Source organism: Mucilaginibacter sp. (assembly GCF_039921305.1).
Classification (GTDB): domain Bacteria; phylum Bacteroidota; class Bacteroidia; order Sphingobacteriales; family Sphingobacteriaceae; genus Mucilaginibacter.
On sequence record NZ_JBDSCA010000034.1, the window covers coordinates 44,563 to 57,671 of the forward strand.

Below are 13,109 nucleotides of genomic sequence, written 5' to 3' on the forward strand. Positions count from 1 at the left end.
TGGACTTTTTGCGTTTTGGGTGGGCGCGTATGTACATCGGGTAACATAAAGCCGCATTGATGAAAACAAAAAGTTAACACCGTGTTAACAGCCAAATATTACAATATACGTAAAATTGCGGGTGAAATTTCCCCATATTCAATTGCTTAAATCCTTTAAGGCAAGGCTTCTTTTAAGCTTTTTATCGTTTACAATAGCCATTTTAATATGGATGGTTACTTATCAGTTTATAGATAGGCGGCAAACTGAGCTTCGCTCTTTTTCGGCAAACCTAACCAATATCCAGATCCAGTATCTTGAAAGTACGGGTTACCTGCAAAAATTTATGCTATCGGGTTATCACGAGCCTTCGTTTTATACATTGGGCAAACAAGGAGATATTGACCGGTTTTTAATACTGCAAACCAGCATTGGCAAGCATTTAATCGATCTGAAACTGAAAAGCATTCAAAACAATATTCATGTTGCCCATGAGCTGGATAGTTTGATCAGTTTGAGTAAGCAGACCTTGTTTTCGGGCCGGTCGCTAAAGTCTGTATTCTTAAAAAAAGGTTTTGAAGACCGCGGCCTTGAGGGTGAAATGCGGAAACATGCCCATTGGATAGAAGATTCGAGCAAGGTATCTAAAATCGGTATCCTGCAACTGAGGCGCCATGAAAAGGATTATATGTTGCGAGGCAAAATGGAGTATGCTCAATTGTTTTTTAAGCAGGCACAGGAGTTGATTGATCAGCAACCTAAAGGGAGTAAAACCTATGATCAATTAGTGGCTTATCAAAACAGTTTTAGTAACCTGCTAAACTATGCCGAGCAACTGGGTGTTAATAAAGAAATTGGTATCGCACCAAAAACACAGTATTTTATTAACCTTTTTGATGAGCAATATACCCATACCAATGAGTTAGTTACCGAAAAAATAAGTGAAATAAGGGCGCGGTTTAACGAGGTACTGATCACAATTTCGGCAATATTGCTGCTTTTGATAGCCTTGCTGAGCCTGATGCTTTCAAAGTATCTGACCAGAGATATCAGGGAGTTGAATAAACGGATGTCGGCATTTATTAGTTCGGACTTTAGGGATATACAGGATCTGCCTACTGATAAAGGCATTATGCCCAATAGTACCGAAATTGAAAAACTATATACCGATTTTAATTTACTAAAAACCACATTGCGCAGGTACATTTATAACCTTAACCAGCGTACCGAAGAGCTGCAAACACAATCAGAAACGTTACAGGAACTGAACGAGGAAATGCAGGTACAAAGTGAGGAGTTACAGGCACAGAGTGAAGAGTTGCGCGCTTTGAACGAAGAATTGTTATCGCAAAGGCAGCATGAGCAGGAAGCACGCGAGGATGCCGAAAGGGCAAATCAGGCTAAAAGTATTTTTCTGGCTACGATGAGCCATGAGATACGCACGCCAATGAACGGAGTTTTGGGTATGGCATCGCTTTTACAGGAAACCGTATTGAATACCGAACAACGGGAATATGCCGCAACCATTAAAAGCAGTGGCGAAACTTTGCTGAATGTAATTAACGATATACTGGATTTTTCGAAAATAGAATCGGGTAAGCTGGAGCTTGATCCGCATGATTTTAATTTGAGGCAATGTGTTGAAGAGGTGATGGATATTTTTGCCGGAAGAGCGGCGCAATCCGGTCTGGACCTGATTTACCAGATAGGGCATGAAATTCCGCTGCAATTGATCGCCGATAGCATGCGCCTAAAACAAGTATTGATCAATCTGATAGGTAATGCGATAAAATTCACCAGCCATGGCGAGGTGTTTTTGGGTATTAACTTGGTGCGCAAAAATACTGACGGCACACTTGAGCTTGTATTTGATATTAAAGATACTGGAATAGGCATACCGAGAGATAAGCTGCCGCGTTTGTTTAAAGCTTTTTCGCAGGTAGACTCGTCAACCACGCGCAGGTATGGTGGCAGTGGGCTGGGGCTGGCTATTTGTGAACGCCTGGTACACTTGATGGATGGCCGCATTAGTGCCGAAAGCCAGCTTGGCGTAGGCACTGTTTTTCACTTTACCATGAAGGTTGAAGTGGGTATACAGGAGAAGATCACAGGCCTTCCGGATGTGGTTAGCGGACAGGAGGGCAAAACTATTTTGGTTGTTGATGATAATGAAACCAACCGGAAAATTTTAGAAGTACAACTTAGTTTTTGGAAACTGATACCGGTGATGGCAGAATCGGCAGATGAGGCTATTAAGCTACTAAGCACGCACCGGTTTGATCTGGTATTAACCGATATGCAGATGCCTGATATGGATGGTGTTGGATTAACTACTATCATCAAAAATAAATATGCCCACCTGCCTGTTATTTTACTGAGTTCGATAGGTGATGAGGCCAAAAGTAAATATCCGGGATTATTTACCGCGGTTTTAACCAAGCCCGTTAAGCAGCAACAACTAAGCAAGGTAATACAAACCAGCCTGCAACAAAACCCAGAACCTGTATTGTCCGAAAAAACCATGCCGGTATTATTAACCCCTGAGTTTGCCGAGAGGTACCCGCTTAATATACTGGTAGCCGAAGATAATCTGATCAATCAGAAACTGATATTGCGGATATTGAACAAACTGGGTTACCAGCCGATGATGGCAGAGAACGGATTGGAAGTACTATCGTTAACGGAACTACATACGTTTGATGTGATCTTAATGGACATACAAATGCCAATGATGGACGGCCTGGAAGCCACCCAAATGATAAGGAACAGTAAAATGAAACAGCCCGTTATTATTGCCATGACGGCCAATGCCATGCCTGAGGATAAAGAAGATTGTTTAAAAGCGGGGATGAATGATTATTTATCAAAGCCTGTTCATCTGGAGAGCTTTTTAAGTGCTTTATCGAGGGTAGAGCAGATGGCACAGGAGATAGCATAATTGGATTTTTGGCGATTTTTTTGTATATTGTATGGAAAGAGAATCAAGAGGTAAGACTCAGGAATCAAGATGAAATATTCTTATTATTTCCCCCTTGCTGCACTTAAGGCCGGAGGCCTCGAAATAGTAGTCACGAGCGGGACGTTCGCGCCAGTGTTGGGGGAATGACTTAATGATGATTATTTCATTTAAATCCTACTATTTCCCCCCTTAAATGTTACTGTAGTTAGTTTGGTTATTAATATAAATCCCCAACTTGCAGAGTGGCTCTGTAAGTTGGGATTGCTTCGTACCCTGTCTGCCGACAGGCAGGCTCGCAAATGACACGTGGTAAGTTGGTTGATGGTTAGAATTACTGTGCTATTTACCCCTTGATTTATCCCGTATGGCTTTGAACTCTGATGTTGGTTTCCAGCCGGGGAAAGTGGTTTCGCTTGCCAATTTGGTACCGATGTTGAACAGGATGTTGGCAGCTTGGGCCATGCCGGTGCAGTTCATATCGGCACTGTAATTATCGGTTACCTGGTGGTAGTTGTGCTCGTTAAAGTCTTTCTTTTGGGCTTTGCCCCATTCGGCTCCTTTGCCAACCACATCTACCCCATTGTTCATATCTAATGCAGGTACGCCTACTTTGGCAAAGTTGAAGTGATCACTCCGGTAATAGCTACCTGCGCCCGGGCGGGTATCGCCGGTTACGGTAAGGTTGAATTGTTTGGCCTGGTCGGCTACGTACTCGTCCAAATCGTTCTGGCCCTTGCCGGTGATGGATACGTCTTTAGTCTCCCCGAAAGGGCCAAGCATATCCATATTTAAGTTAGCCACAGTTTTGTTGATGGGGAAGATGGGGTGTGTGGCGTAATATTCTGAACCTAATAGCCCTTGCTCTTCTGCCGTTACCGATAGGAATACGATGGTGCGTTTAGGCTTATCTTTGCTTTGAGTAAATGCTTTAGCGATGCCTAATAGCGCTGCTACACCGCTGGCGTTATCATCGGCTCCGTTATAAATGGAATCGCCTTTTACAGCCGGGCCAATACCTAAGTGATCCCAGTGAGCGGTATAGATGATACTTTCGTTGGGCTGAGTGTTGCCTTTAATGATGCCTACTACGTTGTGCGACATGGCATATTTACGCTTGATACTGATCCCTACCGATAGGTTTAGGTTCAGGGGTATAGCTTTGAAATCCTTTTTGCGGGCCAGCGCGCGGATATCGCCCGTGATGCCCGCGGCGGCAAATAGTTTATTGGCGGCGGCTTCGGTTATCCAGCCTTCCATTTTGCAGCGGCCCATATGTTTATCGGCTTGTTGCAAGTATAGTTTGGCTGCGCTGTTGCTGTTTTTAACCACCGGCCAGCCGTAACTCGCGGGTTCGGTTTGGTGAACGATGATGAGTCCGGCGGCACCCTGGCGGGCAGCTTCTTCATATTTATAGGTCCAGCGGCCATAGTAGGTCATGGTATCACCTTTGAAGATAGTTGGATCGCCTGATTTAAAGCCTGGATCGTTAACCAGTACCACTACAGTTTTACCTTTCACATCTAGTCCCGCATAATCGTTCCAGTGGTATTCGGGGGCAACAACGCCGTAGCCTGCAAATACTAAGGGTGAGTTTTTGAGTTGAACACTATCCTGCTCACGGCGGCTCAGTACTACAAAATCTTCGAGTGATTTGAGGCTGATGTTGGTTTTGCCGGTTATCTCCATGGTTGGAGTAGGGGTACTGGCAATTTCGACCATGGGCACATCCTGAAAATAGCTGCCGTTGTTGCCGGGCTCTAATCCCATTTTTTTGAACTGGCCGGCTATGTAGTTTGTCGCTTTGGTTTCGCCGGAAGTGAATGGCTTGCGGCCGGTAAGTGAGTCGTTAGCTAAAACGGCTATGTGGCCTTTAATATCATCGGCAGTTATGGGGCCAAATGATTTGGTTTCGGTTGTTTTGGTACCGCATCCCGCCAAGGTTAAAGCAGAAGCAAGAGCCAGCAAGTGGCTATAGTTTAGTTTCATGTTTAAGATCAGTTTATGTCCAAATATAGTTAAATGGATGAAAATTATTGTGCTGCCAATCATAGGGTTAGAACATATCTTAAATAAGTGTGTTACACTTTCGAACTTTGATTCGTCTATCTTAAAAAAAGCAATCACCATGAAAAGAATAATTTTAGCCATAGCCGTATTATTTACGTTGAACGCGAGCGCGCAAAGTGTTGACCTGCGCCGCAAAATTGAAGTGACCGGGACCGCGGAAACCGAAGTTACGCCTGATATCATTTACTTCGGCATATCGCTCAAGGAGTATATGGATGGTAAAACCCGGATTAGTATTGATGCTTTGGAAGCCCAATTGGTTAAGGCTGTAGCCGATGCCGGTATCCCGAAGGAAGACTTCACCATTAACAACATAGCGGGTTATACTACCTATCAAAAAAAGAAGGACCCTAACTTTTTGGCCAGCAAACAGTATCGCATTAAACTGCATAACCTTAATAAAATAAACCAGGTATTAGGCAGCCTGGATAGCAAAGCGATTGTAAGCACAGGCATTGAAGGAACCGACTACAGCAAAATGGACGAGGTTAAAAAGGAAATGAAGCTGAAAGCGCTTATAGCGGCCAAGGATAAAGCCACATTTTTATTAAGCGGCATTGGCGAAAAGATTGGCGGCGCCATTGAGGTTACCGAAGTAGACGACAATAACAATGTTGGTATCATGACACGCAATGTAATGTACATGGCCAAAAGCACTGCTGATGTAGCATCGCCGGATATTGATTATAAAAAGATCAAATTGACATTCCAGATCAGGGCGGTGTTTGAGATAGCTAAGTAGTTTATTGAGAGCACACGTTAAAAAATGTTAAACGGGATTGGATAAGCTAATTAATGTTGTTAATTAGCTTAAAACCAACCCATCATGAAAAAAACATTATTAGCCCTATTAATTGCAGTAAACCTTGGTGCAAGCGCGCAAAACGTTGATTTACGTCGTAAAATTGAAGTTAGCGGAGTAGCTGAAGCCGAGGTAACGCCGGATATTATTTACTTTGGGATATCGCTAAAGGAATATATGGATGGCAAAAACCGAGTAAGTATTGATGTTTTAGAGAAACAACTGGAAAAGGCAATCGCCGAAGCGGGCATACCAAAAGAAGATTTCACCATCAATAATGCATCGAGCTATACATACTACCAGCGAAAGCAAGATGTCAACTTTTTAGCTGCCAAACAGTACCGCATTAAACTGCATAATCTAAATGCGATTAACAAGGTATTAAGCAGCCTGGATGAAAAAGGCATTCAAAATACAGGTGTTGAAAGCAGTGAATACTCTAAAGCCCCGGCGTTAAAAAAGGAATTGAAATTAAAGGCGCTACTTGCTGCCAAAGAAAAAGCCACTTATTTATTGGCTGGTATTGGTGAAAAATTAGGGGGTGTTATTGATGTAAATGAAATGGATACGAATACCGGATACGGCTATTTTACCCCGCAAAGTAATACCTCAATAGGTTATCTATCAATGTCCGACGCACAAAAAACGGATATTGGTTATCGAACCATAAAACTGAGTTTCCAGGTGAAGGCCGTGTTTGAAATAGTTAACTAAAGCAGCATACTCAACTTATACCTTTAAAACATTACCTTTAAAGGTATAAGTTTGAACCATGTCTGAACAACCGAGAGAAGATGTCCCATCACGCAAAAAGTACTTCTACCCCATTATTGATACCTTACGGGATTACCTGATAGAGTATGACAGAGAGGTAAAATTGCCGGTTCAGTATTCGGATCTGTTACGCTTTAACCTGCATACACCTCTGTTAAATAAGGATGGTACCGATACGCTTTGGCAAACGGTTTATTACGATCAGAGCGAAATGCGGGAGCTTTTCCCGAGCCTTACTTATATTTATGCCCTGCTGCATACCGATGGTGATATTGCCGTAATGGAGCACCTTTCGGTAGCGCGGATTGATTACTGTACGTTTGGTAATTCAAGGCCGTTCCGTATCAGGATCATCAATAAGCTGAATGATAACTACGATCACTTCTACATCAAAACTGCCGATGCATCTCGGGTTTATGGGTTAGAGCTGGAGCATATCTTATCGCCTAACCGGATCATCTATTTATCCAACGGTAATACTTTAATAGAAGAGCATATTCCAGGTTTGCCAGGTGATGTATTTATTGATCACCGGCTGCAAACATCCAAATTTAACCAGATCAGGATATGTAAGGAGTTTGTGAAGTTTAATGAGCGTTGCTTTGCGCGATTGCTGGGCGATATGCGATCGTACAATTTTGTGGTTGATATTACACCCGATATTGAGGGGAACCAATACCGGATACGGGCTATTGATTTCGATCAGCAATCATACGAAGGCCGCCGGAAATTTTACCTGCCTCACTTTTTTAAGGAGAACAATGTATTGGTAAACCTGGGCATGAAATATATTAACGAAACCACCATGCGCCAATATCAGGAAGAGGAACGCAGCTTAATATCGCACAGAGCGCGTACCGCTGCATTACGGCTGAATAAATTACTGGATGTGATGCGCGCGGAAGAGATATCGCCCAAAGAAAAGGTATTGAGCCTTGCAGCCGACCTGGGAGCCCACCACAATAGTCCGGCCTTTAAACACTGCCATAACATGGGGCAGATATTGACCGAGCACCTTTCGATCATTCTTAGCCGTACCAAGCTGATCTGATTTCTCACCCTCAACGCAAACCCTTTGAGCGCTCATTAGTTATAGCTATATAATTTTTAGCTATGAGATCTATCTGGAAAGGTTCAATTGGTTTTGGGTTGGTTAATATCCCCATCAAATTATATTCGGCGGTGCAAACCAGTTCGCTTGATTTTGACATGCTGGATTCGCGCGATCATTCACGCATCCGCTACCAGCGGGTTAATGAGCAAACGCATAAAGAAGTGCCCTATGATAAGATAGTTAAAGGCTACAAGATAGACGAAGATTATGTGATTATGGAGGAGCGCGATTTTGAAGATGCCGCGCCCGAGAAAAGCCGCGAAATTGCCATTGAAAGCTTTGTTGATATTGAGGACGTGAACCCCATGTTCTATGAAACATCGTACTATACAGAGCCAGATAGCAAAAACAGCAAGGCTTATGCGCTGTTGATCCAGGCGCTTAAAAAATCAAAGAAGGCGGGTCTTGCACGCTTTGTGTTGCGCAGTACCGAAAGCCTTTGTATAGTTCACCCTGTGGAAAATGTGCTGGTAGTTACCCGGATCAGGTTTGGGCAGCAAATACGATCAACCGAAGATTTAAATGTACCAAGTGATAAAGAAGTTGGGAAAAAGGAATTGGATATGGGCTTAACGCTGATCAACCAATATGCCGAGAAATTTGATGTATCGAAATTTAAGGATGATTATAATGACGAGCTGTTAAAGATCATTCATGAGAAAGCTAAAGGTAAACGCCCAACCATCAAAAAACTAAAAGTTAAGAAAGCGAGCAGCGATGATCTGTACGATCAATTAATGAATAGTTTGAAGACGAAAAAGGGCGCTTAATCGCCTTAAAAAAAACGCAGCTGCTTCAACACAAGTTAGTCTATATAGTGTTACTACTGTAGATAAACAACAAAGCAAACCTTACAAATATCAGGAGGATAAAGACATGGAAAATACAAATGATAAATCGAAAAAACAGTTAGAACATTTACTGTTAATATGTAACGACGGTGTTGAAGGATACAAAAAAGCGGCTGACCAATCTAAAGGGATTGAGTTTACTACTCTTTTCACCGATTATGTGATACAGCGTACTGGCTACGCCAATGAGTTAAAAGAGCAAATACGCCTTTTAGGGGGCGACTCGGATAATCAAACCGGCGGCACTGTGGGTATGCTGCACCGTTTATGGACCGATATTAAATACAAACTAAGCAGCGACGAAGAGCATGTTGCTTTGGAAGCTTGTATAGAAGGTGAAAAAGCAGCTATTGCCGCTTATGATGAGGTACTAACCGACGGGGCGGATTTAACTACAGAACTGACAGCGTTGATACAAGACCAGCGCGATGGCATTGAGCGCGCATTAATTAAAGCCGAGCAGTTAATGCGAGTTTACTCTTAAATAACAAAGCCCCTCAAATTTGAGGGGCTTTGTTATATTGATTTCTTTACATCGTCGCAGTTTTCTTCCCAGCCCAGGTAGCAGGCGTACCAGTGGGCACATTGCTCTAAAATAGATTGCTCAATAACGTTACTTGAATCTACAATCTCGGCTACGAACATGATCTTTTCTGTCTTACCTAAATTATTGCTGTAGGTATAATCAAAATGCCGACGATTGATATATAGTATATCCCCTGCATCAGGAATAGCATCTGTATGCATGATGTGCACCAATGACCGGCTTTGAACATGATAGATAAATAAATTCTCCTTTTCACTTGTGGGGTCTTCACATAGAAGATACTCTGGTAGTTTAGTTTTCATAGCTATAAATTAATAAGTGTTTAGTATTGTAAAAACTATTTGCCTGATATAACCATGCTCTTAAAAAAAGGTTTTAAGATGATTACAGGCAATTATCTTTAAATAATCCAACCAAATAAAAATTATAATTATGAATAGATTTTATAAAACTACAGTGAAAAAAGTATCCAAACAGTTAAAAAAAACGATTGGTAAAGTTTAGTTATGTTGCTTTTCACTGAAAGAAAATAAATTGTATATTTTCACTTTATGGCTCGAATAGACATAAAAAAGCCCGGGTGAGTATACAACTCCCAGGCTTTATGAATCTTAGAATAATGACTCTGTTTAAACAGCAGTTGGCCTTCTGATCAATCCTAATATTAAGGATATAACAGCTATTACCAGCAATACGTGTATTAAACCAGTGGCCGAATACATAAACACTCCTAAAGCCCATCCTATGATAAGAATAACGGCTACGATATACAATAATGAGTTCATGGCAGATTTATTTAAGTTAAAAAATATTACAATTATCTTACTGTATATTAAAAGTTAATACAAGAGAAATTGTTTTAATTTTTTTTAATTAAAAAGATATTATCTGCAGTAAATTTCCATTAAAGCTTCATCCACTTTTTACGCACGGCAAGTTGTTCATCAGTTGGTTGGGCTATCTCTTCCAGTTTGTATTTAACCTGCGGATTACGGGATAAGGTTATTTTGAACTGTTTAGGTAAACCATCCCGAATCAGATCGATCATGATAGCTTCTGCGGGCTTTTTAGTAAGAATATATTTATCCAGATCGGGGATGCTTTTGCCATCAATGGAAATGATCTCGTCGTTAAAGCTAAGTCCGGCTACCCAAGCCGGGCTGTTTCGTGTTACAACACTAACCACGTGCCGGGTAGCGGTAGTTGTTGCTTTAATACCAAGGTATGCATAGTTGGTATCAACCAAGGTATCAATCACCCTATAACCGGCATACTTAAGGTATGCTGAATAATCTATACTGTCGACACCGTTAATGTACTTTTTATAGAAGCCATCGAGGTTTTTTCCGGTGAATTTTTCGAGCGTGGTTTTAAACTCAGCATCAGTATAGCCGCGCTGTTGCTTTTTATAGTACTCCTGGTACGCGTATTTCATTACATCGTCTAATGATTGCCTGGCTTTACTTTGCTGGATAATTTCCAGATCAAGCAGCATCGCGATAACAGCACCTTTGTTATAATAACTCATGGTGGTGTTTGTCGAATTTTCGTTCGGGCGATAAAGTTTTATCCAGGTATCAAAGCTGGCTTCACTTAGCGATTGCATTTTGGTGCCGGGCTGGTTATCAACTAAGCTTAAATCGGCCGCTATAATGTTCAAAAAATCCTTCGCGGGGTATAAGTTGGTTCGCCTAACGATCACTGATTGATAATAGGTGGTAAAACCTTCGGCTATCCATAAATTGGTAGTATAGTTTTCGTTTTCATAATCGAATGGACCAAGCGCCATGGGCCTTAAGCGTTTCACGTTCCATAAGTGGAAATGCTCGTGCGCGGCTAAGGCTAAAAAGTTATGGTAAGTAGTTTCGTTGGTATAACCGTCGCGTGTTGCGCCTAAAACTGTCGAGCGCAAGTGCTCAAGCCCGCCGCCACCTTTTAAATAGTTGTGAACTATAAATACGTAACGCTTGTTGGGGTTCTCATTGAAGATGGCAGTTTCTTCATCAATAATTTTTGCCAGATCGTGCTTTAAACGCTCTTTATCGTAATTGCCGCCGCCACACATGGCTACTTCGTATTTAACACCGCCGGTTTCAAAACCAAATACATCCTGGTTACCTACCTGGATAGGCGAATCAAACAAAGTGTCATAATCGGGAGCGTATAAAGTGAACTGATCTCCGTTAACCGGATCTAAGCTTGTTGATACGGTTTTCCAGCCCTGATAGGGTACGATATGTATGGTTGAAGGCTGGTTCAGCATTCCAGCAGGGTACATAAATAACCCTGAGGTTGATAAAAATGCCGAAGAGGCATCGGCAATACTGGTACGTACCGATATTTCGTAGCTATATACCCTATAGTTTAGTTTAATGGTTGTAGCCGTCCCGTTTTGAATGTGCCAGGTGTTTTTGCTGGTTTTATAAGCAGTTAGCGGCACGCCATTAGCCAGGGCGGTAAAACCCTCCACGTTTTTGGCAAACTCCCTAATCAGGTATGAGCCGGGTGTCCAAATGGGTATTTTAACATCAACGGTGTTTTGTTTTAAGTCGCTAATGGTCATTTCAACATTAATATAATGAGCCTGAACTTCTGGAAAAGTGACTGTATAATTAATTGAGGTTGGTTGAGCTGCCGCCGATGCGTTTAAATTCATGATGTATGTTAGCGATATATAAAAAACTACGAGGAAACGATATTTCATAGTTAGCAAGTTTACGAAAATACAAACAGATACAAAACAGACTTATAGGTCGGCAAAAGTCTGTAATATGGTTGATACATATAACTATTTTATATACTAACTAAATAGCTTTGTATAAGCATAAATTACACACCATTGGAAGAACCTATTTCGCGCAAGCTAATGCAACTGGTAAAAATTTACCTGGGCGCTTTTTCAAAGCGGGTAGAAGATATGGATATTAGCCGTTACCACTATCTTTTACTACTCATAGCCGAGCACCAGGGTCAGCCAACGCAAAAAAAACTGGCCGAAATTATGGGGAAAGATAAATCGGCGATGGTGAATATTATAGATACACTTACCGCTAAGGGTTACGTTTACCGCGAAATTAACCCCAGCGACAGGCGCGAGCAACTGATCAAAATAACAGCCAAGGCAGAAAAAGATATCCCAGCTATTAAAGCATCATTTGAGCTACTCAATAAAAAAGCCACTGAAGGTATTAGCTCTGAAAAACTAGATATATTTAATGAAGTATTAAAACAAATGGCGGTAAACCTAAAGCCGTTAGACTCGAACCTGGTATCATTCCGCAAAAAAGTTAAAAAAGTAATATCAAACCATAACCATGAAGCCTAAGTACATTATTTATCCCCTGTTAATTTTAGTAATAGGGTACTTGTTTTATAACCGACTGTTTAGCGCCAAAGCTAAAGAAGCCAGCGCGCAAACCAGCGGTGCCAAAAAAGGTAAAAAAGGGGGTGGCCCAATTCCGGTTAATGTGATGATCGTTAAGGATACAGCGTTTGCCAATTCGATAGATGTAACGGGCAGCATAGCAGCCAATGAGCAGGTAGACCTACGCAGCGAAACCGCGGGTAATGTAACCGGAATTTATTTTAGCGAAGGTAGCCACGTTAACAAAGGGCAGCTATTGGTTAAGGTTTATGATCTGGACCTTCAAGCTTCGCTAAAGCAAATACAGGTACAAATTAAACTAGCTGAACAAACCGAATATCGTAACAAGGTATTGTTAGGCAAAGAGGCTATTAGTAAAGAGGAGTATGATATTTCGCTTACCTCGTTAAACTCATATAAAGCGCAGGCTGATCTGGCTAAGGCTCAGATATCTAAAACAGAGGTTAGGGCGCCCTTTTCGGGGATAATTGGTTTGCGGAATATTAGTCCGGGTGGTTATTTATCGCCGCAAGGTACTGTCATTAAAAACAAGTTTTTTTGAATATATTTTTTCTATTAAATTTGCATAGCGAAAGAAGGCATACGTTGATTCTTTGACGGATGACTATCTTGTGTAGCCCTGGTTATGCCG

General features: G+C 41.7%; 12 protein-coding genes. 8 read left to right on the forward strand and 4 right to left on the reverse strand.

The annotated features are described in order from the left end of the window. The first annotated feature begins 211 nt into the window (after positions 1–211). A complete protein-coding gene (locus ABIN91_RS10145; protein ID WP_348050980.1) occupies positions 212–2,917 on the forward strand; it encodes a response regulator in 2,706 nt (901 codons plus the stop codon). Positions 2,918–3,277: 360 nt separating this feature from the next. Here the strand turns inward: ABIN91_RS10145 and ABIN91_RS10150 are convergent, their stop codons facing one another. After that, the gene (locus ABIN91_RS10150; RefSeq protein ID WP_348050981.1) at positions 3,278–4,924 is read right to left on the reverse strand and encodes a M28 family metallopeptidase; all 1,647 of its coding nucleotides are present in this window, start codon (positions 4,922–4,924) and stop codon (positions 3,278–3,280) included. Between the two features lie 139 nt (positions 4,925–5,063). Between ABIN91_RS10150 and ABIN91_RS10155 the strand changes: the two genes are divergently transcribed. The 5 genes from ABIN91_RS10155 (at position 5,064) to ABIN91_RS10175 (ending at position 9,030) form a co-directional block, all read left to right on the forward strand. Continuing rightward, positions 5,064–5,747 carry an SIMPL domain-containing protein gene (locus tag ABIN91_RS10155; RefSeq protein WP_348050982.1) on the forward strand — a complete coding sequence of 228 codons (684 nt, stop codon included), beginning with the start codon at positions 5,064–5,066 and terminating at the stop codon, positions 5,745–5,747. Between the two features lie 84 nt (positions 5,748–5,831). Further along, the gene (locus ABIN91_RS10160; RefSeq protein ID WP_348050983.1) at positions 5,832–6,521 is read left to right on the forward strand and encodes an SIMPL domain-containing protein; all 690 of its coding nucleotides are present in this window, start codon (positions 5,832–5,834) and stop codon (positions 6,519–6,521) included. Positions 6,522–6,579: 58 nt separating this feature from the next. Beyond that, positions 6,580–7,632 (forward strand): hypothetical protein, encoded by a 1,053-nt coding sequence (locus ABIN91_RS10165; protein WP_348050984.1) that lies wholly within the window; start codon positions 6,580–6,582, stop codon positions 7,630–7,632. A 62-nt stretch (positions 7,633–7,694) separates the two neighbouring features. Then, on the forward strand, positions 7,695–8,465 hold the full coding sequence (locus tag ABIN91_RS10170) for a Ku protein (RefSeq protein ID WP_348050985.1): 771 nt from the start codon (positions 7,695–7,697) through the stop codon (positions 8,463–8,465). A gap of 106 nt (positions 8,466–8,571) precedes the next feature. Continuing rightward, entirely contained in the window at positions 8,572–9,030 is a 459-nt protein-coding gene (locus ABIN91_RS10175; protein ID WP_348050986.1) for a PA2169 family four-helix-bundle protein, read from the forward strand. A 32-nt stretch (positions 9,031–9,062) separates the two neighbouring features. Here ABIN91_RS10175 and ABIN91_RS10180 read toward each other — a convergent pair whose 3' ends face one another. The 3 genes from ABIN91_RS10180 to ABIN91_RS10190 all read right to left on the reverse strand — a co-directional run bounded on the left by ABIN91_RS10180 (position 9,063) and on the right by ABIN91_RS10190 (position 11,749). Beyond that, the gene (locus tag ABIN91_RS10180; protein ID WP_348050987.1) at positions 9,063–9,395 is read right to left on the reverse strand and encodes a hypothetical protein; all 333 of its coding nucleotides are present in this window, start codon (positions 9,393–9,395) and stop codon (positions 9,063–9,065) included. Positions 9,396–9,722: 327 nt separating this feature from the next. Further along, positions 9,723–9,878, reverse strand: coding sequence for a lmo0937 family membrane protein (locus tag ABIN91_RS10185; RefSeq protein ID WP_348050988.1), 156 nt, complete (start codon positions 9,876–9,878; stop codon positions 9,723–9,725). A gap of 119 nt (positions 9,879–9,997) precedes the next feature. Then, positions 9,998–11,749 carry a PDZ domain-containing protein gene (locus tag ABIN91_RS10190; RefSeq protein WP_348050989.1) on the reverse strand — a complete coding sequence of 584 codons (1,752 nt, stop codon included), beginning with the start codon at positions 11,747–11,749 and terminating at the stop codon, positions 9,998–10,000. 183 nt (positions 11,750–11,932) lie between these two features. On the opposite strand from ABIN91_RS10190, the gene ABIN91_RS10195 reads away from it, so the two are divergent. Together ABIN91_RS10195 and ABIN91_RS10200 are read left to right on the forward strand one after the other, a co-directional pair. Continuing rightward, positions 11,933–12,418 (forward strand): MarR family transcriptional regulator, encoded by a 486-nt coding sequence (locus tag ABIN91_RS10195; protein WP_348050990.1) that lies wholly within the window; start codon positions 11,933–11,935, stop codon positions 12,416–12,418. Next, positions 12,408–13,019 (forward strand): efflux RND transporter periplasmic adaptor subunit, encoded by a 612-nt coding sequence (locus ABIN91_RS10200; protein WP_348050991.1) that lies wholly within the window; start codon positions 12,408–12,410, stop codon positions 13,017–13,019. The genes ABIN91_RS10195 and ABIN91_RS10200 overlap by 11 nt, the downstream gene beginning before the upstream one ends. Positions 13,020–13,109: the final 90 nt, after the last annotated feature.